Here is a 23,871-nt window from a genome sequence, read left to right as displayed (position 1 = left end):
TAAAACTTTCCCAAATCGCCGGACTATAGGTTAAGCCCATAAATCCGCGGTTTGTTACTTCATTTGTCAGAAAATGAGTGCACCAAAGGCAAAAATCCTTGGTAAACCGCATCATTTTCCTTGATTTTTACTGCACTTTGACATCAGATTTTTGTAAAATGGGACAGAGAAAGCTTGAATATATAGTCCTGATATGGTATAATAGGACTATATAAAAGGAGGCTTTCTTATGCCAGTTCCAGCAGATATCCGTGCAGTTCCCAGACCAGTAAATACCATCGTAGATGACAGCGGACGTGACGGCCCTAAAAGATACGCTGTTCGAGAAAGGGCATCCACGAAATATGTTGCAGGTGGAAATCCTCAGCCGCGCAACGGCAAGGTTGTCGGACATATCATCAATCACGAGTATGTCCCTGTTACAGCAACTGCTTCATCTGTTCCGGTGGTTCCTGATATGCTGTCCTATGGAACCTCTGCCCTTGTTCACTCAGTGACCCGGGACATTGAAAAAGATCTGCTGGCAGTTTACGACCCTTCTGATGTCTATGCGATTATGGCAATCGCTTCGCTCAGGGTCATTAAGCCTCAGGTCACTGACAGCAGGCTTTCGCAACACTACAACCGTTGTTTTGTCTGTAAGGACTATCCTGGTGCAGCCATATCGAAAAACTCTGTCAGTAAGCTGTTTAACAAGATTGGTATGGACGGAGCGCGGCGCAGTATGTTTTATCAGCTACGCATGAAAGCTACATCTGCTGACCATCACGTAGCAATTGATGGCACCTTAAAGCAGGACACAAGCATAGTCAATGACCTGTCGGCATACTCCTACAAAGCGAGAGTACGAGGATGCAGCGAGGTCTCCGTTCTCTATGCTTACGACATTGAACTGATGGAACCCATATGTGCCGAGATATTCCCTGGCAACAGTATAGATTCAAAGTCATATCCTGCATTTATACGCGATAATGATCTTAGAAGAGGAATCATTGTCGCAGATAAGGGCTTTCCTCCGAGCAAGATTAAAGAAGAGCTTTCGGAAAGACCTGATCTTCATTTCCTTACACCTATCAAGCGAAACGACAAACGCATTTCTGATAATGACATGCTATCGTTTGATGGTGTACTTGTGGGCATAGATGCCCATGTGGTTTATAAAAAAGCCAGAATTAAAGGTGGTCGTTACCTTTACGCATTCAAAGATGCAAAGAAGGCTGCAAAGGAAGAAACAACTTACCTTGCAAACGCCAAGCGTAAGAACACTTTTTCTCCTGAGAAGTACTCTGATAAAAGGAATACGTTCGGCGTAATGGTTCTCGAATCAGATCAGGACCTTGCTCCTGAAGTAGCATACAAGTGTTATCAGGACCGCTGGCTTCTGGAGATGGTCTTTAAACGCTATAAGAGTGATGAGTGCCTTGACCATACTGGTGAGCAGGGTGACTTTGCTGTAATAGGCAGCGAGTTTGTAAACTTTATCTCAACTGTTGCAACCTGCAGAATTATCCGCAAAGCCGAAAATGCTGGACTTCTGAAACAGATGTCCTATGGTGAACTTATGGATGATCTTTCATCAGCATGGCGTAGGGCAGATGCACCAGCAGAGCCATCATCCGATGACGGTTTTTGGGTACACACAATACAAACCGCAACGGAAGAGCTCGAAGCTCTTGGGCTTTCAAAGCCGGCTCCAAAGCCTGAGCCTAAGAAACGCGGGCGAAAGCCGAAGCCAAAGAATCAGATTGAAATAAAACCCAAGCGGCCACGTGGTCGTCCAAGAAAGGACGCTAACCCTTCTGCCGGAAATCTATAGTCCGGCAGATTGGGAATCTTTTATTTAATTGAAAATATATTAGAATTAATTACGCTGATGTATGTAATAAGAAGTACATCAGCGTAAATTTTTTGTATAAAAAGGGGATTACACATGAAAAACGAAGATTTAAAGAAGCTCCTTGATGATATGTCACTTAAAGAAAAGGTGTTGCAGCTGGTTCAGCTTCCGGGACAGGCCTTTGAGGAAAATGCTGCAGTAACAGGCCTTAGTGATGAAGGTGCAAGCGAGGAAGAAAAGAGTCTTGTTGGAAGTACTCTTGGTATTTGGGGTGCGGAGAAGATCATAGAAATTCAGAATAAGTATATGGATAAGCATCCGCACCACATTCCGCTTTTGTTTATGTTGGATGTTATTCATGGTCACAAAACTGTATTTCCCTGCCCGCTCGGACAAGGTGCTACGTTTGATCCTGAGATTGCCAAAACGGGAGCTGAGGTTCAGGCAAGAGAAGCTGCCGCAGAAGGCGTACATGTGACATTTTCTCCCATGGGGGATCTTGTAAGGGATGCAAGATGGGGAAGAGTTCTTGAGTCAACCGGTGAGGATCCTTATCTCAATTGTAAGATGGTCTCTGCAATGGTAGAAGGCTACCAGGGAAAAGACTTAAAAGATATAAATCATATTGCAGCCTGCGTGAAGCACTTTGCTGCCTATGGTGCTGCTACATCGGGGAGAGATTATAACAGTGTTGAGCTGTCTGAATCCATGCTCAGAGATCAGTATTTACCTGCATACGCTGAAGGAATAAAAAAAGGTGCAAGACTTGTGATGACCAGCTTTAATACGCTCAATGGTATCCCTTCCTCAGGAAATACATGGCTTATGAGAGACATACTCAGAAATGAGATGGAGTTTGACGGAGTTCTTATTTCTGACTGGGCAGCTGTTGCTGAGATGGCGACCTGGGGCTTTGCAAAGGATCTAAAGGAAGCAGCTGAGCTTGCCATGAAGGCGGGTGTCGATATTGATATGTGCACGGAAAGCTACGGAAGAAATCTTGAAGAGCTGTTGGATGAAGGAAAAATTTCCAAGGATCTTCTGGATGAAGCTGTTATGAGGGTTCTTACTTTGAAAAATGATCTGGGTCTTTTTGAGGACCCGTTCAGAGGCGCTTCTGCAACAAGAGAACAAGAAGAATGTCTTTCTGATAAAAATCGTGAGAAAGCAAGAGATGCTGTCAGAAAGTCGCTTGTTCTTTTAAAGAACGACTATAATGCACTTCCTCTGGTTGAAAAGAAAATAGCATTTATAGGCCCTTATTCAGATGAGAAAAATCTTCACAGCTCCTGGGCTATATCCTGTTTTTCTAAGGATGCTGTATCTGTAAAAAAGGCGGCAAAAGAGCTGTACGATGATACAGATACCAAAATTAAAGTCGCAAAAGGATGTCTTATAGCATCAAACGGCGATGAGTTCATGAACGGAACTTTTTCGGATGAAAAAGAAAAAGAGAAAAACAAAAAGCTGTTTAAGAAAGCCATGGAAGTAGCAGAGTGGGCTGACGAGATAGTGTTCTGTCTCGGAGAACATATTGGTCAGTCAGGAGAGTCCACAAGTAAAACGGATCTAAGAATTCCCAGAGCTCAAAAGAAACTGTTTGATAAAATCTGCAAGAAGTTTAGAAATGAAAAACATATCATTACTCTTATCTTTTGCGGAAGACCACTTGAGCTTGAAAATATTCCGGAGAAATCTGATGCTCTTATGATATGCTTCAGACCAGGAACCGAAGGTGGCCATGGAATTATGGATGTACTTGGCGGCAACTATTCACCATCCGGCAAACTTTCCATGAGCTTCCCTTATAGTGCGGCGCAGGCGCCTTTAAATTACAATGCTTTTTCAACCGGAAGGCCTAAGCCTTCCGAAGGACCTACAATTTTCACTACAAGATACCTTGATTGTCCAAATGAGGCCAGGTATCCATTTGGATTCGGACTTACCTATTCGCAGTTTAAAATATCCGATGTCATTCTGAATAAGAATACATTGAATAAAGCGGATGAGGATGACTTTATAAGAGCAACGGTGACTGTAAGGAATACAGGCTTCCATGAGGCAACAGAGACAGTTCAGCTCTATATACGTGATATGGTAGGGAGCAGAGTTCGACCGATTAAGGAACTTAAAGGCTTTAAGAAGGTTTCATTATTACCCGGAGAATCCAAAGAAATCAGTTTTGATATATCTGAAGATATGCTGAGGTTTTGGACAATCGAGAATAAAAATGACAGTGAGCCCGGGGACTTCAAGGTGTTCGTTGGATTTGACTCAACTACTGATAATTCTGAAGACTTTGAATTGATTTAAAAGTTTCTTTTTAATTTGATTTTAAACTTTAAGAACGATAATTTATTTACGCTTTTTTAATAATTCGCAGTGTGGACTTCATTGTTTGCACTGCGTTATTATTATTTATAGAAACGTTAACAGGCTTAGGAAATAAGCGAGGTCTCTATGGATAATAAAGTAAAAAAAATAAGTGCTGTATATAAATGCGTTTCTGTTCTTATATGGATAATCCTTACGTCATTATGTGTTTATACTTCCCTGTATGGCGATAAGTTTATGTATGTACATGACGATAAGGTCTTGTTTACATTTTATCTGTTGCCGTTTTTTCTTGTCGGTGGTCTGTTCGGTTATTTCTTTGGCATGATTTCGTTTATGATAGCTTTCGTTGTCTCTATCGCTTCAGCGCTTACAACAGCTTACAATATGTCGATTTATCTTGTTGCAACGCTATGCATTTCCATTTTTGCACAATATATGTTTTTTAAAAATATTAAAAAGACTGCTATTGCCTGCATTGCGACACTTCTTATTACTACACTTATTGAATATGCCTGCCTGTCAGTGGTACAGGTCGGAAGATATGATCTTTCCAATATCTCTCATTTTATCGACTATATTTGCAGGGATGTGTATTCTGTAATATTCTCAGTACTTGTTGTATATATCATTCTGTCAAAGGCACCCGATTTTATAAAAAAATTTTTCCCAATTGGGATTGCTTATACTAAGGCGTATGAAGAAAACAAGGAGCTACAGAAGAACGTCAGAAAGACCAAAGTAAGTGTTAAAATTACTGCTATTATCATCGCGCTTGAACTAATTCTTGGTATAGCTGTTGCTGTTTATATGATGATTCTTTTCCCGGACCTGAAAAATATGTTTGTGGGAGGTATTGAGAGACGTGAACCGGTCCATATAGAAAATACCGAAGATATGGTTCAGGAAATTAAAGACCTTGATTTCAAATTTGATGATGCAGCTCTTGGCTTTGATATAAAGATGATACTACTCATGATGTGCGTGGGTGTGCCGCTTGCTGCAATAGCAAATTTTTACACGAAGATGGTCATAGGCGGCCCTATCGGACGTATGTCTGATTTTATGTATGACTACGCCAATGCTGATGACGATACGAAGCTTGAGGTAGGAAAAAAGGTTGACAATCTTACAATAAAAACAGGTGATGAGATACAGGTTCTTCATGAATCCATGCAAACCACGGTTCATTCCATAGAGGACTATATAGGACGATTAAAAGCGAAACAGGAGCTTGAAAAGGAGCTCGAGGTTGCGCAAAAGGCAAGTGAAGCAAAGTCGTCCTTTTTATCAAATATGTCTCATGAAATAAGGACTCCCATAAATGCAGTCCTCGGAATGAATGAGATGATACTCAGGGAGTCGGATAACGACAGAATTCTTGAGTATGCAAATAATGTAAAAAGCGCCGGAAATTCTCTTCTTGGAATAATAAACGACATACTGGACTTCTCAAAGATTGAAGCAGGTAAAATGGATATTCTTCCGGTGCAGTATCATTTGGGATCAACAATAAACGACCTCATAAATATGGTGGCTGTAAAAGCCGAAGAAAAGGGGCTTAAACTCGAACTTAATATAGATGAGACGCTGCCTACTGTTCTTATCGGAGATGAAATCAGAATAAAGCAGTGCGTAACCAATGTACTTTCAAATGCTGTAAAGTACACCGAAGAAGGAAATGTTGCACTCAATATCAGCTACAGAAAAGTAGATGATAAGAACATTATGCTTAGATTTCAGGTGGTTGATACCGGTATAGGAATAAAGGAAGAGGATATAAATAAGCTATATTCACCCTTTGAAAGAATTGAGGAAATCCGGAACCGTTCAATAGAGGGTACCGGCCTTGGAATGAGCATAGTTAAGAAGCTGCTTGCACTCATGGATACGAGACTTGAAGTAAAGAGTGTATACGGTGAGGGTTCTGATTTTTCATTTGAAGTGCGACAGCAGGTTGTATCCTGGGAAGAACTGGGAGACTTCAAGGAAAAGTACAAGGAATATCTAAAAACACTGGAAAAATATCATGAGAAATTCAAAGCTCCTGAGGCAGAAATTCTCGTGGTTGATGATACTCCGATGAATCTTACGGTTGTTAAGGGGCTTCTAAAGACGACGCTGATACAGGTTGATACTGCTGAAAGTGGAATGGAGACTCTTGAAAAGGTAAAGAAAAAGAAATATGATGCGATTTTCATAGATCATAGAATGCCTGAGATGGATGGTCTTGAGACACTTGCTGCAATGAAGAAGCTGGAGGGTAATCTGTGCACTGATACTCCGTGCATCGCACTTACAGCAAATGCAGGTGCAGGTGCCAGAGAGGAATATATGGCAGCCGGTTTTGATGATTATCTCTCAAAACCGATTGACGGTGAACTTCTGGAAGACATGCTAAAGACATATTTGCCGCCCGAAAAGCTGATACTTGAGGAAGAATCAGAAGACGTCTATGATAAAGATGAGAACGATGAGAGACAAAAGCTTTATAAAACCATAGAAGGTATAGACTACGAGGAGGCATTAAAAAACTGCGGAAGCCTTGATATTCTTCAAAATGTTATAGAGGAATTCCATGTGTCCATAGATTCGAAGGCTGATAATATTGAACGATTTGCAGCAGATAATGATTACAGAAATTATACGGTTGCTGTTCATGCACTGAAAAGTTCAGCCAGGCTGCTTGGTGCGATGAAGCTTTCTGAAGATGCCGCATATCTTGAAAAATGCGGTAATGATGAGAGTACTGAAGAGATAAAGGAAAAGACTCCTGAGCTTCTAGCTCTTTACAGAAGCTATAAGGATAAACTTCAGCCCGCAATTGAAAAGAGCGAAGAAACTGACCTTCCTGAAATACCGGTAGATGAACTTGAAGGCGCTTTTTCAGATATGAAAGAATTATTGGAAGCCTACGATTTTGACACGGCTGATGGAATAATGAAGATGCTGTCCGATTACAGTATTCCGGATGACTATAAAGATAAATATAATAAAATTGTGGAATTGATGGCTGCTGTTGATAGAGATGCACTTCTTGAACTTCTTTAAAATATGAGAGGGGTTTTTATGGATAAACGAGTACTGCTTGTGGGTGGTAAGAAGAGCTTTATGGTAACTTCGATTGAAAAGGAACTTAAGGCGGAAGACTTTGAGGTAATTCGCGCGGATGCAGATGTAACTCAGATTGAAAGAATGGAAGATAAACCGTCTGTATATCTTATTTATGTTGATGACATTGATGAGATGCTGGAGCTTTTTGTGTATCTGAAGGATAAATCAGTTGAAGATGATATCTCCATAAGTGTGATAGGATCCAGTGATGAACTTGAAAAGATATATTCAAAAATCTCACAGGACAGAATCGCTGCGGTTTTTGAGAGACCGGTCAATGTAAAAGAGCTCGGAAGTAAAATGACTGCTGTTGTCCAGAATGAGGAAGTGCGCCTGCAGAAAAAGAAGATTCTTGTTGTTGATGATGACGGCACAATGCTGAGGACAATTAAGAGCTGGCTGTCGGAAAAGTATCAGGTCTTCATGGTGAATTCCGGAATGAATGCCATCACTTTCCTTGCTAAGAACAAGGTTGACCTGATTCTGCTTGATTATGAGATGCCCGTTATTACAGGGCCCAAGGTTCTTGAGATGCTTCGGAGCGAGTCAGGAACAAGTGATATACCTGTTATGTTCCTTACCGTTAAAAATGATAAGGAGAGCGTAGCTCAGGTCATTTCACTTAAACCTGAGAAATATCTGCTTAAAACCATGCCTCCGGCTGATCTTATCGCCAATATCGATGAGTTTTTCGAAAAGCAGAAAATAAAGAATTATAAGTGAGGTTTTTATGTCGCTTTATGCACTTGGTGATCTGCACCTTTCCTTTCAGTCCGACAAGAATATGGATATTTTCGGGAAGGTGTGGAAGAACCATGAAAAGAAGATAGAAAAGAATTGCAACAAGCTGATCACTGACGATGATACGCTTGTGCTGGTGGGGGACCATACCTGGGGCAAGGGACTTGAGAACTGTGAAAAGGATTTTGAGTTTATAGAAAAACTCCCCGGAAGAAAAATACTTATTCGCGGGAATCATGATAATTTCTGGAATGCAAAGAAAACCCAGCGCCTTAATGATATGTTTAAGGGCAAGCTTTTGTTTTTGCAGAATAACTACTATCCCTATGGGGACTACGCATTGGTAGGAACCAAGGGATATTGTTATGAAGGATTCGATACAAGGCAGCACGCCGATATGCTGATTGAACGTGAGGCAAAAAGATTAAAGATATCATTTGAAGCGGCCAGGGCAGACGGTTTTGAGAAGTTTATAATGTTCCTGCACTATCCGCCAACTTCAATTGATGAAAGAACAAGCAGATTTACTTTTATGGCGAAGGCCTACGGAGCAGAGCAGGTGATTTATGCTCATTGTCATGGAAAAGAGAGATTTCATGACAGTCTTTTGGGAAAAATTGACGGTATAAAATATAGTCTCGTTTCCGGAGACTATCTAGATTTCAAGCCTTTGAAAATTCTTTAACAAAGAGTTTCCAAAGGCTCATTTTATGCGAAAAAATAGGTATCTTAAATCGTGGATATATGATATTATGTTACATGTAGTAGGAGTTTGCGCATTGATGAGACAGGAGAGAAATGTGATGCCGCATCGTGCGCTATAATTATGCAATTTTTTAGAAAGTAGGTTATTTCTTATGGGTAACAGTATTAAAGACTGGAAGATCGGCGACCCGATGATCAATGAGAATGATTATTGGCAGGATCCAAATTATGTGGCAGAAGATCCCGAGAAGGAGCAGCTTGTTTTAAAGCTCGCATCCATGATTACCGATCGCTATGCGAAGAAGCTTTTGGGAAAGCTTAACAACAGAGACCCCGAGTATTGGATGCTTGACCTTATTCTTAATAAAGAGCAGGTTAAGTTCCTTATCAATTTTAAGAAGACTCGTGTGCCTTACAGTATTGAGGAACTTGCCTCAATGAACAACATGAGCGTCGAAGATGCTCAAAAGATGATAGATCGTCTCGTATGGATCGGTATTGTTGAGATGAATCGCGCAAAAACTGCAGATAAGCACAAGCAGTATGAGCTTCCGATTTTCGTACCCGGTTCTGCCGAGTTCATGATGATGCAGGATAAGCTTACGGATGAATTCCCGCAGCTTGCAACATTCTTTAATCTTATGACACAGCTTCCGCTTGGCGGCATTACTCAGATGGTTCCTCCCGGAGGAGCAGGTGTAGGTATGCACGTTATTCCTGTTGAGAAAGCTATCAGCATTGAGAATACATCAGTCCCTGTTGAGCATCTTTCAAGATGGATTGATATGTATGATAAATACGGTATCTCCGAGTGTTCCTGCAGAAAACAGCAGACAATGCGCGGAGAGGGAAGCGGTGAGATTCGCGGTGACTACTGTATCGGAATGGGCGATATGGCTGAGTATATGGAAAGCCGTGGAATTGGCCATTATGTAAGCAAGGAAAAAGTTTACGAGATTCTTGAGCGTGCAGAACGCCACGGATATGTTCACCAGATTACAAATATCGATGGAGAAGGAAAAATAGTTGCTATCTGTAACTGTGCTCCCGGTGTATGTAATGCACTTCGTACATCACAGCTTTACAACACACCTAACCTTTCTGCATCTGCATACCGCGCACATGTCGAGAAGGATAAGTGCGTTGCCTGCGGAAAATGTGTTGAGGTATGTCCTGCAGGTGCAGCTAAGCTCGGTCAGAAGCTTTGCAAAAAGGATGGTTCACAGGTTACTTATCCCAAACAGGAACTTCCTAATTCCAAGAAGTGGGGACCTGAAAAGTGGAATTACAATTATCGTGATGACAATAAAGTTAACTGCTATGAAACAGGTACAGCTCCCTGTAAGACAGCATGCCCCGTACATCTTTCCGTTCAGGGATATATCAAGATGGCTGCAGAAGGAAGATATGAGGATGCCCTTAAGCTTATAAAGCAGGATAATCCGCTTCCGATGATCTGCGGCGCTGTATGTAACAGACGCTGTGAAGATGCTTGTACAAGAGGTACTATTGATCAGCCTCTGGCAATCGATGAAATCAAGAAGTTCATAGCTTCTCTTGATCTTAAGAAGGAATCAAGATATGTTCCGCTTTGCGAAAAGCACGACGGCGGAATGTGGTCAGACGACTACAAGATGGCTATTATCGGTGGAGGCCCCGCAGGACTTTCCGCAGCATATTTCCTCAGAAGAGACGGTTATCCGGTAACAGTATTCGAGAAGGAAAAGAGACCCGGTGGAATGCTTATGAACGGTATTCCCAGCTATCGTCTTGAAAAAGATATCATCGAGGCCGAGATTGACGTTATGAAGCAGATGGGCGTAGAGTTCAAGTGCGGCGTTGAAGTAGGTAAGGATGTTACTATCGAGGAACTCAGGAAACAGGGGTATAAGGCATTTTTTCTTGCAATCGGATGCCAGGGCGGAAGACTTGCAGGTGTTCCCGGTGAGGATGCTGAGGGTGTTCAGACAGGTGTTGATTTCCTCAGAAAGGTTAACCTCGATCACAGCGTAAGATTAAATGGCGACACAGTTGTTGTCGGCGGTGGTAACGTAGCAATCGACGTTGCAAGAACTGCAGTAAGAGCAGGCGCTACAAAGGTGACAATGCTCTGCCTTGAGAGTGAAAAAGAAATGCCTGCCGCAAAGGATGAAGTTGAGGAAGCTAAAGAAGAAGGCATTGAAGTATTAAACGGATGGGGACCTAAGGAAATTCTTACAGAAAACGGTAAGGTTACAGGCATAGTATTCAAGAAATGTACTTCTGTAAAGGGCCCTGACGGAAGATTCAATCCTAAGTACGATGAGAACGAGACCATCACTATTAAATGTGAGAACGTTCTTCAGTCCATTGGACAGTCAATTGTATGGGGCGACCTTCTTAAGGGAACCAAGGTTGAACTTCGTCCTAACGGTGGAGTTATTGCTGATTCACTTACACTTCAGACTGCAGAACCTGATATTTTTGCAGGAGGAGATGTATTTACAGGACCCAGATTTGCAATTGATGCTATCGCAGGCGGTAGAGAAGCATGCGTTTCAATGAATCGTTTTGTACATCCCGGAAACAGACTTGATCTTGCAAGAGACAGAAGAGAGTTTATAGAACTTGATAAGGATGATATACTTGTTGAGAGCTTTGACAACGCTCCGCGTCAGATTCCTGGTAAAAAAGCCGGAATTGCAAAGGATACCTTTGACGATCTTCGCCTTACCCTCACAGAGGAGCAGGTAAAGAAAGAGGCAAACAGATGCCTTGGATGCGGTGCAACTACTGTTGATGAAAACAAATGTATCGGTTGCGGTCTGTGCACAACAAAATGCGAATTTGATGCAATTCATCTTAGCAGGGATATACCTGAAGCAAGTACTATGGTAAGATCAGAGGATAAGCTCAAAATGGTCGGACCGTATGCTGCGAAGCGTGCGGCCAAAATAGTAATTAACAAGGTGAAAGGTAACAAATAATTTTGGTACTAAACTGTCATGATCTTTCAAAATCCTTCGATGGTAAGGATGTTTTGAAGGGAGTATCTTTTCATATTGAGGATAACGAGAAGGCTGCGATAGTAGGAATAAACGGTGCAGGGAAGACGACGCTCATCAGAATGATTATTGGTGAGCTTACTCCCGATACCGGATCGGTTACGTTCTCAAGAGACACGACTTTTGGATATCTTGCTCAGAATCAGAATATAGATAGCGCTCACAGCATCTATGAAGAACTTCGCGAGATGAAAAGGGATGTTATTGATCTGGAGACTGAGATACGAGCGGCGGAAGCTCAGATGGATATTCTTCGCGGCGAAGAACTCGATCGGCTCATGGAACGCTATGCTCAGATGAACCACGAATTCCAGCTTAAAAACGGTTATGCCTGGGAGAGTGAGGTCATTGGTGTAGCAAAAGGTCTCGGATTTTCTGAGGATGAATTCGATAAGAAAATATCGACGCTTTCCGGAGGCCAGAAGACCAGAGTGGCTTTGGGTAAGCTTCTTTTGCAGAGCCCGGATCTTATAATTCTCGATGAGCCTACAAACCATCTCGATATGAACTCCATAAGGTGGCTTGAGGGTTATCTTATGAATTATAAGGGTGCAGTGCTTATTGTATCCCATGACAGATACTTTCTGGATCGTATCGCCCAAAAGGTGATCGAAATAGATCAGACAAATGCTGATGTTTATATTGGAAACTATACTGCATATGCCAAAAAACGCGAGCAGATCAGAGCTGCCAAGCTGAAGGCATATCTGAATCAGCAGGCAGAAATTAAGCATCAGGAAGAAGTTATAGATAAGCTTAAACAGTTTAACCGTGAAAAGAGTATCAAACGTGCCGAGAGCAGAGAGAAGATGCTCGATAAGATAGAACGTCTTGAGAAGCCCACGGAGGTAAGGGATGATATGCGTATAACCCTTACACCTAACTGCGTGAGCGGTAATGACGTAATGCATGTTGAGAGTATTGCCAAATCCTTTGGAAATGAGCAGCTCTTTAAGGATATTTCTTTTGATATTAAGAGGGGTGAGCGTGTTGCAATTATCGGCGATAACGGAACCGGTAAGACAACAATGCTTAAAATCATTAATGGCATGGAGACTCTTGATGAAGGAGAAATCATTCTCGGAGTAAAGGTTCATGTCGGTTATTACGATCAGGAACATCAGGTTCTTCACAATGAAAAGACTCTTTTTGAAGAGTTATCCGATGCATATCCGTCAATGAATAATACTGAGATCAGGAACACTCTTGCAGCGTTTCTTTTTACCGGTGATGATGTGTTTAAACGCATCGGAGATCTTTCCGGCGGAGAGAAGGGAAGGGTTTCACTTGCAAAGCTTATGCTTTCAGAAGCTAATTTCCTGATTCTCGATGAGCCTACGAACCACCTTGATATTACTAGCAAGGAAATTCTTGAGGATGCTCTTTGCGGATATGAAGGAACTGTTTTATATGTCAGCCATGACAGATATTTTATAAACAAAACAGCGACCAGAATACTTGACCTTACTCACGGATCACTGGTTAATTATATTGGTAACTATGATTACTACATGGAGCATTGTGAGGAACAGACAGCTCGTGCTATTGCTGAAAAAGGAGATAATTCCTCCTTTGGCAGAGGAATCGAGATGGATTCCGCTGATGCTGTTTCAGGTTCGGGTTTTGGCAAGCTTGCTTCAAAAGGCAGTACTTCCGATGCTGATTCCGGTTCAGGTGCAGCAGACTGGAAAGCACAAAAAGAAGAAGCAGCCAGAAAGCGTAAGCAGGAAGCTGCTCTAAAAAAATGCGAAGATGAGATAGCTAAGTTGGAAGAGAGGAATGAGAAAATAAATGAAGAACTCTCAGATCCTGATGTAGCGACCGATCTTGCTAAGGTTCGAAAGCTATCCGATGAACTTTCATCAAACGAAGAACGTCTTTCGGAACTCTATGATGAATGGGAAACCTTATCTGAGTAATCAAAGAAGAAGCTCTTTCAAGGACTAACTTGAAAGAGCTTCTTTTTCTACTTTTCTCATTTAAAATCCTTATGCAAAAGCATCAAAGGAACTACCGGGTTGACTGTAGGAATAACCTGACATATCACGTCCGTAACCTACCGTTGTGTTTCCGAATTTTGAAGCTATCTGATTATATTGCTGGCTTACTTTCAGAGCTTCATCCTTGCCATCGGTACTGGCAACTTCACCGACTTTTACTTCCTGAGCATTAGGATAAACTACAGGAGCAACAGTGGCGATATCACCAACAGCCTTATGCTTGTCATACACATCCGATACAGGAGCCTGATTGGATACTGTATAATTCATAGGCCTTGCCTGGTACATATTGTAAGCACCTAATCCATCAATTGACATTCCCATATTTTTATCTCCAACTTCTAAAAAACTACATACGAAGATATCGTTATTATAATTTCCAATTCGAAACAATTCATAAACTGGGTATTAAAGAAAAGATAAAAATGCATATTTCTGAAAACTAATTTCATCAGATATTATCTACGTTGAAACATATTTTCAAATTTGTATTAATGACAAATAAAATTATTGTAAAGTCAATTTATAAGATTGACGAAAATTTAACAGATAGTATAATTAAAATTAGCCGAATTTACAGAGTAATAAATAACATAATTTTTTCGGTGTCAGTCATGGAGGATGTATGGCGAGAAAAGAAATATCTCAGGCTGTTATTAGCCGATTGCCCCGCTATTTCAGATACTTAGGTGAACTGAAAAGTCAGGGAATAGATAGAGTTTCATCTCAGGAACTCAGCGATATTATGAAGGTTACTGCTTCACAGATCAGGCAGGATTTTAATAATTTCGGAGGCTTCGGACAACAAGGCTACGGCTATAATGTTGAGTACTTATATGAGGAAATAGGTAAGATACTCGGTCTTGACAGGGAGCATACACTTATCATTATTGGGGCAGGTCATCTTGGACAGGCTCTTTCCGGTTATAACAATTTCTTCAACAGAGGATTCATATTTAAAGGAGCTTTTGATTTAAATCCTAAGCTTCATGGTAAGAAAATACGTGATATTGAGATCAGACCTGTCGAAGAGATTGAACAGTTTGTAAAAGAAAATAAGATAGAGATTGCGGTCCTTGCAATACCTAAGGATCAGGCTGTTCCTATGGCCGATAAACTTGTAAAATGCGGCATAAAGGCTATATGGAATTTTGCACATGTTGATCTTGATCTTCCTGAGAATGTTCAGGTCGAAAATGTTCATCTGTCAGATTCGCTTATGAAACTTTCATATAGCATTGATAGATATGAAAATAATCACAACTCCAGGAAATAACAAGTGATTTAAACCGCTTGGAGGATGCCGATATGGCTAATAACGACTATTCTGATGCTCTTGTCGGAAAGGATATTCCGATTCTTTCCAAGGACGAAAAATGGCAACAGCTTTTCCTTCTTAGTCCCAAAACTCCCAAAATAAAGGAGCTTGAGGCTGAGCTTAATAAGCTTGTGAACATACAGGAAAAGACAAGGGAAAAAATTAAGGACATAAAGAGGCTTAAGAAAAAGCTTCTCGGTGAGATTGTTGTCCTAAGAGATGATGCGGGAAAGAATCCAAAGAAGCGGAAGAAGATTGAGGCCGAAATTGATGATCATACACGCCTTATCAAGGAGTGCAATGATAAGATAGAGGAGTGCGAGGACGATATGCTCGGACTTCCCAGAGAGATTTATCAGATCGATTATCAGCTCATGATCGAGACGATGAATATCTTTTATAAAAGAATGCATGATAATACCCTCGAAATCGATGCTGTTGATGAGTGGATATCAAAAGTAAGGGTACAGCTGAAAAAGAATATTATCCGAATGCAGGAAAAAGAGCTCGAAAACTTTAATGTATATTCCTATATGCACAACATTTTCGGACCTGAAGTTATTGATCTCTTTGATCTAAAGTACAATCCTGAAAAACGACACCCTGTAATCAGACCCGGAATGACTGAACGCGATGGGATAATAGTAGAAGATGAAAAATTTACCGATAATTGATAAAAATTCAAATTATGTTGTAAGCGCTGCCGAGATGAAGCGATGTGATGCGGCTACAATCTCCGAGTTCGGAGTGCCGCAGGATGTTCTTATGGAAAGGGCGGCGCTTTCTATATGCAAATATGTAAAAAAAGCTCTTCCGGAGGGTGGTAAGGTTCTGATTCTTGCGGGAAGCGGGAATAACGGCGGTGATGGAATTGCAGCGGCCAGACTTCTTTTTCAGGATAAAATACCTGTCACGCTTGTTCTTGTTAATCACAGTCTAAGTGATAAGGCTTCAAATACAAAAAGGACTTCCGCATGTAGCTCACAGCTGAAAATAGCATTGTCCTATGGCCTTAATGTCGTGGATTTTGATCAGTCCAAACTTGGCTCTCAAATAAAAAAATGTGACGTAATAGTTGATGCCATGCTGGGGATAGGCTGCTCAAGAGACCTTACGGGGGATTATTCAGCCGCGGTATGGGAAATCAATTATTCAAGAGAAGATTATGATGGGAAATTCCCACATGTTATAGCAGCTGACATACCAACAGGTATTAATTCGGATACGGGTCAGGTACATGGCTATGCAATAAGGGCAGATGAGACAGTGACCTTTGGCTTTTTGAAAATGGGGCTTGTTTTTTATCCTGGAGCTGCTCATGCAGGTGAGATACATATAGTGAATGTGGGTATCACTGAGGATGGCTTTTTGAAGGATTATCCCAAATTTAAGTATGTTGACATCCCTGATAAAAAAGAAATCCCGGTTAAGCTGCTGCCGCCAAGAAATCCTGCGGGTAATAAAGGTTCGTTTGGGAAAGTTCTTGTGGTTGCCGGAAGTAAAAAAATAAGCGGTGCATGCATAATGGCTGCTGAGAGCTGCATTCGAAGCGGCGCCGGCATGATAAAGGTTTATACAGATGAGGCAAATCTCTCAGCTATTCAGACACTTCTGCCTGAAGCCATGACGGATACTTATACCGAAGAGGGATTCAATCTTTCTGATACTATCGAATATAGCAAAAGCAAAGAAGCTCTTATTTCAGCAATCGGATGGGCGGATGCTATAATATGCGGACCGGGAATAGGAATCGGTAATTCTGCAAAAGAAATCATGAAGATTATTCTTCAAAATGCTGTGCTCCCTCTTATTCTTGATGCGGATGCACTTAATATCATATCATCCGAAAAAGATATAAGAGATCTTGTTTGCGCATACAATGCAGATATTATTATGACGCCTCATCTGGCTGAGTTTTCAAGACTTAGCGGTAAGGATATACATGATTGCAGGACTTGTATCATGGATGAGACGGCAAGACTTGCAAAAGAATTTCATGCGAGTATTATATGTAAGGACGCACGAAGTGTTATTTCCGACGGAGAAAGAAATTTTATTAATATAAGCGGAAATGATGGAATGGCGACTGCAGGAAGTGGTGATGTTCTTGCAGGTCTTTTGGGTGCGCTTGTTCTTTCCGGATACAGTGATGTCTTTGAAGCTGCTGTGGCCGGTGCTTATCTGCATGGTGTAGCAGGAGATATGGCGGCAGTAAAGCACGGAAGGCAGGGTATGACGGCAAGAGATATCTCTGGAAGTCTTCGAGATATTTTTTCCGGGAATATGATCTGTTAAGCTTTGAGTTAAAAAAATATTATGAAATCAGAGGCAATATGAGAAATGCTTGATGAATATTCAAGAGTATATGCAAAGGTAGACTTGGATGCGATATCCCACAATGTGGATTGTATGTATAATTCGCTTCCGAGAAATACAAAAATGCTGGCTGTAGTTAAGACAGACGGCTATGGATTTGGTGCGGTTCCGATCGCAAGGATGCTCCAAAATGATGTTTATATATGGGGATTTGCAACAGCAACTGCAGAGGAAGCCTTTGAATTAAGAGAAGCAGGCGTAAGTAAGCCTATTCTTGTTTTAGGCTACACTTTCCCTTATGCATACGAGAGAATGCTCAGAGAGAATATAAGGCCTGCGGTTTTCAGATATGACATGTTGAATCATTTGTCAGAGCGCGTTAAAAAGAGACGAGCTCAGGGCGGAAAAGAGGTTTTTCATGTGCATATTGCAGTGGACTGTGGAATGAGCAGGATTGGAATTCGCCCTGATGCTGATGGCGAGAACTTTGTAAAAACAGCTCTTGCTACAGACGGAATAGAAGTTGAGGGTATTTTTACCCATTTTGCAAGAGCTGATGAGGCTGATCTTACCGATGCCCACACAAGACTTAAGGAGTTCGGTGATTTTGTTTCAAAAGTTGAAGAATATAACGGATACAAGATACCGATAGTGCATTGCTCAAATAGTGCAAGCATAATCGATATGCCCGAAGCTCATATGGATATGGTCAGGTGTGGAGTAACCATGTACGGCATGTGGCCTTCGGAAGAGGTGAGCAGAAATAAGATAGACATTAAGCCTGTAATGTCGTTATACAGCCATATATCATACATAAAGGATATCCCGGAGAACACTCCCGTGAGCTATGGCGGAACATTTGTGTCCGATAGGAGAATGAGAATTGCGACCATTCCGGTAGGTTATGGTGATGGTTATCCCAGAAGCCTTTCAGGTGGCAAGGGATATGTTCTTATTCATGGTGAAAAAGCCAGAATTATCGGAAGAGTATGCATGGATCAGTTTATGGTGGATATATCCGGTATTCCCAATGCAAAAGAGGGAGATGAGGTTATTCTTATAGGCACTGCCGAAAGCACTTTCGGAGAGGGAGAACCCGCAAGCATAACTGTCGAGGAGCTTGGTGAGATCAGCGGAAGATTTAACTATGAATTTACCTGCGATTTAAATCATCGCGTTCCAAGACTTTATGTCAAAGACGGAAAAATACTAAAGGATTTTGAAATATAAAAATGCCTTCTCCCTAAGGGAGAAGGTGGCACGAAGTGCCGGATGAGGGGTTACCCCAGCCTTTTTTTAACTTCGTTGTATTGATAATTGATCTCTTGTAAAGCGGAAGTATCACCGTCCATGTTGTCGGGGTGATAGAGCTTTACAAGAGATTTGTATTTTTTATTTGCTGAATCAAGTGTTGTACATCCCGCAAAGAAATTGAAATGCTCGGCATTGGTGCTACGTTTAAAAGATTTACTGAAAGGGTTATTTATTGGTTCTTCATCATACTCCGCATCATCATAGTCATCTTCATAGTAGAGCTCTGATTCATTTTCATATCCATCATAATCATTTTCGTATTCCTCATAATCATCCTCATATTCATCTTCGTAGTCCTCTTCATAAAAATCATCAAGAGCTTTCTGTTTTTTTGTCTGACCGAAAGTATCATTTTCAAACTCATCGTGGTGTCTTTGAAGCCACCTGTCATAGCTCTTTTCGTTAAGCTTTCGTCCTACTGAAGGGAAAAGTCTGCGATATCTGGCTTTGAATACATCAGAAGACGATTTTCCTATAATTACGCTTCCGACAAGATATCCGAATAGATCTATCAGTACTGGGATGAGCAAAATTCTTCCCGCATAGACAAATGTCCCTGCACCGATAAATACAAGAAATATCGGAACCGCAAGTATGAGCAGAAACAAAAACAGTATAAAATACATAAGAGTTCCACTGTACTGGGACAGAAGTGAAAGATATCCCTGAAGCGTTTCAAGGATAAGATTTTTAGTGCTTGTGGAATCAAAATTGATGGGAAGTATAGAAGACAGGACGCTTTCACCTGCAAAAACTTCTATTATCAAGGCAATAAAAAAAAGACTGTAAACAATTCCTGTAACAGGCAGTATAAGTAAGAACAGTCGCAGTAGCCAGAACAATAAGCGCAGGAAAAATCCTATCATATCGAAAATGTTTTTAATTATCCATATAAGTCCTTTTGTAAGGAACTCAAAAAATGCTGAAATCATATATTTATTTTACTTTAACGAAAAAACGATGACAAGTGGGTAAGAAATTCTCGTTTTCTTGACTGTAAATACGCAAAATGCTATATTTTATTTTGACGCATTTTGCGATTTTGTTAGCAAAGGAGATGAAAATAGATGGACGATGGTGGGCCTACTGCCACTGCTTTTTTACTGATATTTATTGTGATGATTCTCATGGATGTGCTCTGTTATGGTTTTGGAGCAGCAATCGAGAATCTGAAACCGGATGATCTAAATAAAAATGGTGATAAGGATGAGGATAATCCAAGTCCTTTACGTGAAAGAGAAAAGAAAACAGCTAGGAAGCTCGAACAAATACTTGAGTTTCCCGGGAGATATATAAACACGATACAGCTGCTTACTCTTCTTATAAACATGATATTCGGTGTAATTTATATCAGAGAATTAAGCAGTATCACATACGGTCTCTTAAGCCGTCATATTAGTAATATCACACTTTTGCATATTATTTCATACGGCATAGCCTTTGTATTGCTGATGTATATCATCTTAACGATAGGTGTTCTTATTCCGAGAAAACTTGGTACCAGATATCCTGAGAAATGGGCGTATTTCGGCGTTGGTGCCATTTCAATGATAATTACCGTCTTTAGTCCGTTCACAGGTCTTGTAAGACTTACGGCGATGGGAATTCTTAGATTGTTCGGTTTTCATTGGGATGCTGATGATAATGATGTAACAGAGGAAGAAATAAAATCGATGGTATCCGAGGGCCAGGAGCAGGGAGTTCTTCAGGATTCCGAGGCTGATATGATCTCAAATATTTTTGAGTTTTCAGATAAGCAGGCTCAGGATATTATGACCAACAGGAAAGCGATGGTATGTATAGATGGTAATACCACGCTGAAGGAAGCTGTAAACTTTATGCTTGATATGAATAACAGCCGATTTCCTGTTTACCTTGACAATATTGATCATATCATTGGAATTCTTCACATTAGAGATGCGATGAAAAAGCTTTCGGAACACACTGATGATGATACACCCTTAAGAAAAACGAGAGGACTTTTGAGGTCTCCCAGAAACGTGCCTGAGACCAGGAATATTGACAGCCTTTTCCATGACATGCAAAAGTCCAAGACGCAGATGGTCATTGTTATTGACGAGTATGGTCAGACCGCAGGGCTTGTGTCTATGGAGGATATTATCGAGGAAATAGTCGGTAATATAATGGACGAATATGACGAGGATGAAGACTATATTGAGGCTACATCCAATGAAGATGAATTTATAATTGAGGGTAAAACTCCTCTCGAGGATCTTGAGGATAGGTTTGGAATTGAATTTGAGGATGCCAATTTTGAAACCGTAAATGGGCTTCTTATCTCAAAACTTGATAGAATCCCTGAGGAGGGTGAGGACTTTACCGCGGAAATCGAAGGATATTCATTTAAAATTCTTTCGGTTAAGAATCACATGATCCAAAGCGTTTTGGTTAAGAGGATTAAAGAAAAAAAATCCGAGGAAGCCGAAGACGATCAGGAAAATAAAGAAAATTAATGACTTTTAGGAGGATACAATGTCAGGACATTCAAAATTTGCAAATATTAAGCATAAAAAGGAGAAGAACGACGCTGCAAAAGGTAAGATCTTTACAGTCATAGGACGTGAGATTGCCGTAGCAGTTAAGGAAGGCGGTCCCGATCCGTCAAACAATTTCAAGCTTGCACAGGTTATTGCTAAGGCTAAGGCAAACAACATGCCTAACGACACTATTGAGCGTGGAATTAAGAAGGCTGCAGGAGCTGACGGAAGTGTTAACTATCAGACACTTACATATGAAGGCTATGGCCCGGGCGGCACAGCAATCATCGTTGATACACTTACAGATAATATCAATCGTACAGCTGCAAATGTAAGAGCTGCATTTTCAAAGGGCAATGGTAATGTCGGTACACCCGGATGTGTATCTTATATGTTTGATAAAAAAGGTCAGATCCTTATCGATAAGGAAGAATGCTCTATGGAGTCAGACGACCTTATGATGCTTGTCCTTGATGCAGGCGCTGATGATTTTAATGAGGAAGATGACAGCTACGAGATTCTTACAACACCCGAAGCTTTCCAGGGAGTTGTTGAGGCTCTTGATAAGGAAAAGATTGTGTCTGCTTCCGCAGAGATAACAATGATTCCTCAGAACTATGTTGAGGTTACTGATGAGAACAACATCAAGTGCATCCAGAGAATTCTTGACATTCTTGAAGAGGATGATGATGTTCAGGCAGTTTATCACAACTGGGACGACAGCACAGCTGAATGATTTGAAATAACCCTACTTTAAATGACGAGGTGGGAAAAATTATCCCTGCCTTCTCCTAGGGGAGAAGGTGGCACGAAGTGCCGGATGAGGGGCAAATAAAACATGGGGAGGCCTTGAGATGAAGCTGGAAAAGACATGGATGGGGATTTGTGTCTGGGTAATTTATTTTGTGGGAATGTTGTTTGCCATAGGAGTTACCGGCTTTGTTTCGGGGCTTTTTCCATACTTTGGCAGATATTATGTGGCAGGCGGTTTTATTATTGCATGTTTGGCAGCGTCTGCTCTAATTGGATTTCTTGCAAATCTTGCAGTTTCGAAGGTAATTTCATCGACCGCTATAAGTGAATACAAAAAGCCTTTGTGGCTCGAAATGTTTCTTCCATTGGCAATAATTATTGCCGGAATAATTATATTTGGATATACATCGGCATTGATAAATGATTATACAGGCAATATGAATCTGTATAACAGTGCTGTTGTTGCAGCGTCAGGGCAGGAGACATTATCTGGTGGAATAGCTGACAGAGCGTATGTTGGTTGTCTTAAGGTGTTTATGGGATTTTTGGGAAATTCTCTCAATTCCGCTTATATGCTTAATTTAGTCCTGAGAATTTTTATGGTTATATTTATATATATAACCTTGAGAAAGGTTCTTGGATTGATCCCGGCTTTCCTTGGAACAGCTGCTGTTGTTGCTATTCCGACTTTTGGGTATTCTCTTAAAACCATTGATTCTATGCAGCTTATAAGCATGACATTTTTCTTGCTTTTGATGCTCACTGTATTTTATGTGAAAGGCTTTACAAAGAACTCCTGCAATAGATGGTACTATAAGATTTTTAGTATCCTGCTCGGAGCATTTTTCGGTCTCATGATCTATCTGGAGGCGTCCAGTGCTGCCATTATAGTATTCCTTGTAGCGGCATGGGTGCTTTCTGATATGTACTGCGAGACTTTCAATATTTGTCTGAATGAAATTATTCTTTTGGTTTCAGGAGTGCTTTCTTTTGGAGGAATGCTTATTCTGGAGGGAGGATATGATAATATACCCGATACCTATTTTCACTGGACTTGGAGATTTTTCGGCTATAATGAAAATGCATGGCTTCTTATGGTAAAGAGCTCTGCATATAATACCTACCTTGCTTTTGGACTCCTTGCACTCGCTCTGATTCCGGCTGTTTTATATCTTATAAAGCGAGATACAAAAATTTGTCCATTACTCATGCTTTCGGTACTGGGGATTGTTTGTTCGGTATTCCTTGGTGATACGATAGCAAACAGTGAGGTTATGATCGTTGCTTTCGTGGTTATCATGATATCATGCGGGATTTCTGCTATCATACATGTAAGGGAATTTGAGCCTGTCGTGAAAACGGAGAAGGCTGAAGAACCGGAGATTATAGAAGAGCCTGAACCTGAAGATAAAACTGAAGATACTGAATCCGTAGAAGAAGTAAAAACTGAAGATACGAAGTCCACAGAAGAAAAAACTGAAGATATTGAACCGGATAAAGAAGAAAAAGCTGAAGATATTGAACTTGCTAAAGAAGAAAATATTGAAAATATGAATGACAGCAAAGAGAAGACTCCCAGATATGTTCCTGAGGGGATGGTTTTACCGGTTGGAGAAGAGGATGAAGAAGATATCGTTCCGCACTTCAATATGAATCGCCCTGAAATGGCAGCTATCGGAATTCTTTCGGTTGGAACTGCGGTCGCCGCAGATAAGATGGCTTCAAAATCAGAAGAAAATGTTTCGCAGCCTCTAACTGAAATTGAAGAAGATTCTGTAGAAGAACCAACAAATGAATCTGTAGAAGCATCTACTGAAGAGCCTTCTGCTGAAAGAAAAGATGATTTCGACCTTAACATCGCACCGGACGATGATTTTGATATTTAATTTGTGAGGAT

General features: G+C 40.9%; 16 protein-coding genes. 14 read left to right on the top strand and 2 right to left on the bottom strand.

Annotation, left to right across the window (positions count from 1 at the left end; genetic code table 11):
• Positions 1-229: 229 nt before the first annotated feature.
• From BLR42_RS04260 to BLR42_RS04230, 7 genes are all read left to right on the top strand, one after another.
• Positions 230-1,816 carry a transposase gene (locus BLR42_RS04260; RefSeq protein WP_091866914.1) on the top strand — a complete coding sequence of 529 codons (1,587 nt, stop codon included), beginning with the start codon at positions 230-232 and terminating at the stop codon, positions 1,814-1,816.
• Positions 1,817-1,930: 114 nt separating this feature from the next.
• The gene (locus tag BLR42_RS04255; protein ID WP_091866912.1) at positions 1,931-4,150 is read left to right on the top strand and encodes a glycoside hydrolase family 3 N-terminal domain-containing protein; all 2,220 of its coding nucleotides are present in this window, start codon (positions 1,931-1,933) and stop codon (positions 4,148-4,150) included.
• Positions 4,151-4,297: 147 nt separating this feature from the next.
• The gene (locus BLR42_RS04250; RefSeq protein ID WP_091866910.1) at positions 4,298-7,222 is read left to right on the top strand and encodes a response regulator; all 2,925 of its coding nucleotides are present in this window, start codon (positions 4,298-4,300) and stop codon (positions 7,220-7,222) included.
• Between the two features lie 18 nt (positions 7,223-7,240).
• A complete protein-coding gene (locus BLR42_RS04245; protein WP_022759844.1) occupies positions 7,241-8,008 on the top strand; it encodes a response regulator in 768 nt (255 codons plus the stop codon).
• Between the two features lie 7 nt (positions 8,009-8,015).
• The gene (locus BLR42_RS04240; RefSeq protein ID WP_091866908.1) at positions 8,016-8,711 is read left to right on the top strand and encodes a metallophosphoesterase; all 696 of its coding nucleotides are present in this window, start codon (positions 8,016-8,018) and stop codon (positions 8,709-8,711) included.
• Between the two features lie 211 nt (positions 8,712-8,922).
• On the top strand, positions 8,923-11,697 hold the full coding sequence (locus BLR42_RS04235) for an FAD-dependent oxidoreductase (protein WP_091866925.1): 2,775 nt from the start codon (positions 8,923-8,925) through the stop codon (positions 11,695-11,697).
• A gap of 2 nt (positions 11,698-11,699) precedes the next feature.
• Complete coding sequence (locus BLR42_RS04230) at positions 11,700-13,694, top strand: ABC-F family ATP-binding cassette domain-containing protein (RefSeq protein WP_022759847.1); 1,995 nt, start codon at positions 11,700-11,702, stop codon at positions 13,692-13,694.
• Between the two features lie 69 nt (positions 13,695-13,763).
• On the opposite strand, the gene BLR42_RS04225 is transcribed toward BLR42_RS04230, so the two are convergent.
• Positions 13,764-14,099 carry a hypothetical protein gene (locus BLR42_RS04225; protein ID WP_022759848.1) on the bottom strand — a complete coding sequence of 112 codons (336 nt, stop codon included), beginning with the start codon at positions 14,097-14,099 and terminating at the stop codon, positions 13,764-13,766.
• A gap of 301 nt (positions 14,100-14,400) precedes the next feature.
• Here BLR42_RS04225 and BLR42_RS04220 point away from each other — a divergent pair, with 301 nt between their 5' ends.
• From BLR42_RS04220 to alr, 4 genes are read left to right on the top strand one after another with little or no spacing between them, the layout of a single operon-like run.
• A complete protein-coding gene (locus tag BLR42_RS04220; protein WP_022759849.1) occupies positions 14,401-15,051 on the top strand; it encodes a redox-sensing transcriptional repressor Rex in 651 nt (216 codons plus the stop codon).
• Between the two features lie 32 nt (positions 15,052-15,083).
• Positions 15,084-15,767 (top strand): hypothetical protein, encoded by a 684-nt coding sequence (locus BLR42_RS04215; RefSeq protein ID WP_091866906.1) that lies wholly within the window; start codon positions 15,084-15,086, stop codon positions 15,765-15,767.
• Positions 15,745-17,388 carry an NAD(P)H-hydrate dehydratase gene (locus tag BLR42_RS04210; protein ID WP_091866904.1) on the top strand — a complete coding sequence of 548 codons (1,644 nt, stop codon included), beginning with the start codon at positions 15,745-15,747 and terminating at the stop codon, positions 17,386-17,388. Before BLR42_RS04215 ends, BLR42_RS04210 begins: the two co-directional genes overlap by 23 nt.
• 45 nt (positions 17,389-17,433) lie before the next feature.
• On the top strand, positions 17,434-18,639 hold the full coding sequence (alr, locus tag BLR42_RS04205; protein WP_091866902.1) for an alanine racemase: 1,206 nt from the start codon (positions 17,434-17,436) through the stop codon (positions 18,637-18,639).
• Between the two features lie 50 nt (positions 18,640-18,689).
• On the opposite strand, the gene BLR42_RS04200 is transcribed toward alr, so the two are convergent.
• Entirely contained in the window at positions 18,690-19,655 is a 966-nt protein-coding gene (locus BLR42_RS04200; RefSeq protein ID WP_091866900.1) for a hypothetical protein, read from the bottom strand.
• A 135-nt stretch (positions 19,656-19,790) separates the two neighbouring features.
• Here BLR42_RS04200 and BLR42_RS04195 point away from each other — a divergent pair, with 135 nt between their 5' ends.
• From BLR42_RS04195 to BLR42_RS04185, 3 genes are all read left to right on the top strand, one after another.
• Positions 19,791-21,197: a hemolysin family protein gene (locus BLR42_RS04195; RefSeq protein ID WP_091866898.1), complete on the top strand. Its 1,407-nt coding sequence runs from the start codon at positions 19,791-19,793 to the stop codon at positions 21,195-21,197.
• Positions 21,198-21,216: 19 nt separating this feature from the next.
• Positions 21,217-21,957 carry a YebC/PmpR family DNA-binding transcriptional regulator gene (locus BLR42_RS04190; RefSeq protein WP_091866896.1) on the top strand — a complete coding sequence of 247 codons (741 nt, stop codon included), beginning with the start codon at positions 21,217-21,219 and terminating at the stop codon, positions 21,955-21,957.
• 118 nt (positions 21,958-22,075) lie between these two features.
• Entirely contained in the window at positions 22,076-23,860 is a 1,785-nt protein-coding gene (locus BLR42_RS04185) for a glycosyltransferase family protein (RefSeq protein ID WP_091866894.1), read from the top strand.
• Positions 23,861-23,871: the final 11 nt, after the last annotated feature.

It is taken from the genome of Butyrivibrio sp. INlla16 (assembly GCF_900104155.1).
Classification (GTDB): Bacteria; Bacillota; Clostridia; order Lachnospirales; family Lachnospiraceae; genus Butyrivibrio.
This window is presented reverse-complemented; position numbering and strand designations above follow the sequence as displayed.

What these genes read in the sequence shown, in the direction of transcription:
- BLR42_RS04260 (WP_091866914.1), top strand. Translation starts at nt 230, where the DNA reads ATGCCAGTTCCAGCAGATATCCGTGCAGTTCCCAGACCAGTAAATACC.
- BLR42_RS04255 (WP_091866912.1), top strand. Translation starts at nt 1,931, where the DNA reads ATGAAAAACGAAGATTTAAAGAAGCTCCTTGATGATATGTCACTTAAA.
- BLR42_RS04240 (WP_091866908.1), top strand. Translation starts at nt 8,016, where the DNA reads ATGTCGCTTTATGCACTTGGTGATCTGCACCTTTCCTTTCAGTCCGAC.
- BLR42_RS04215 (WP_091866906.1), top strand. Translation starts at nt 15,084, where the DNA reads ATGGCTAATAACGACTATTCTGATGCTCTTGTCGGAAAGGATATTCCG.
- BLR42_RS04210 (WP_091866904.1), top strand. Translation starts at nt 15,745, where the DNA reads ATGAAAAATTTACCGATAATTGATAAAAATTCAAATTATGTTGTAAGC.
- BLR42_RS04235 (WP_091866925.1), top strand. Translation starts at nt 8,923, where the DNA reads ATGATCAATGAGAATGATTATTGGCAGGATCCAAATTATGTGGCAGAA.
- BLR42_RS04200 (WP_091866900.1), bottom strand. Translation starts at nt 19,655, where the DNA reads ATGATTTCAGCATTTTTTGAGTTCCTTACAAAAGGACTTATATGGATA.
- BLR42_RS04185 (WP_091866894.1), top strand. Translation starts at nt 22,076, where the DNA reads ATGAAGCTGGAAAAGACATGGATGGGGATTTGTGTCTGGGTAATTTAT.
- BLR42_RS04245 (WP_022759844.1), top strand. Translation starts at nt 7,241, where the DNA reads ATGGATAAACGAGTACTGCTTGTGGGTGGTAAGAAGAGCTTTATGGTA.
- BLR42_RS04250 (WP_091866910.1), top strand. Translation starts at nt 4,298, where the DNA reads ATGGATAATAAAGTAAAAAAAATAAGTGCTGTATATAAATGCGTTTCT.
- BLR42_RS04195 (WP_091866898.1), top strand. Translation starts at nt 19,791, where the DNA reads ATGGACGATGGTGGGCCTACTGCCACTGCTTTTTTACTGATATTTATT.
- BLR42_RS04190 (WP_091866896.1), top strand. Translation starts at nt 21,217, where the DNA reads ATGTCAGGACATTCAAAATTTGCAAATATTAAGCATAAAAAGGAGAAG.
- alr (WP_091866902.1), top strand. Translation starts at nt 17,434, where the DNA reads ATGCTTGATGAATATTCAAGAGTATATGCAAAGGTAGACTTGGATGCG.
- BLR42_RS04220 (WP_022759849.1), top strand. Translation starts at nt 14,401, where the DNA reads ATGGCGAGAAAAGAAATATCTCAGGCTGTTATTAGCCGATTGCCCCGC.
- BLR42_RS04225 (WP_022759848.1), bottom strand. Translation starts at nt 14,099, where the DNA reads ATGGGAATGTCAATTGATGGATTAGGTGCTTACAATATGTACCAGGCA.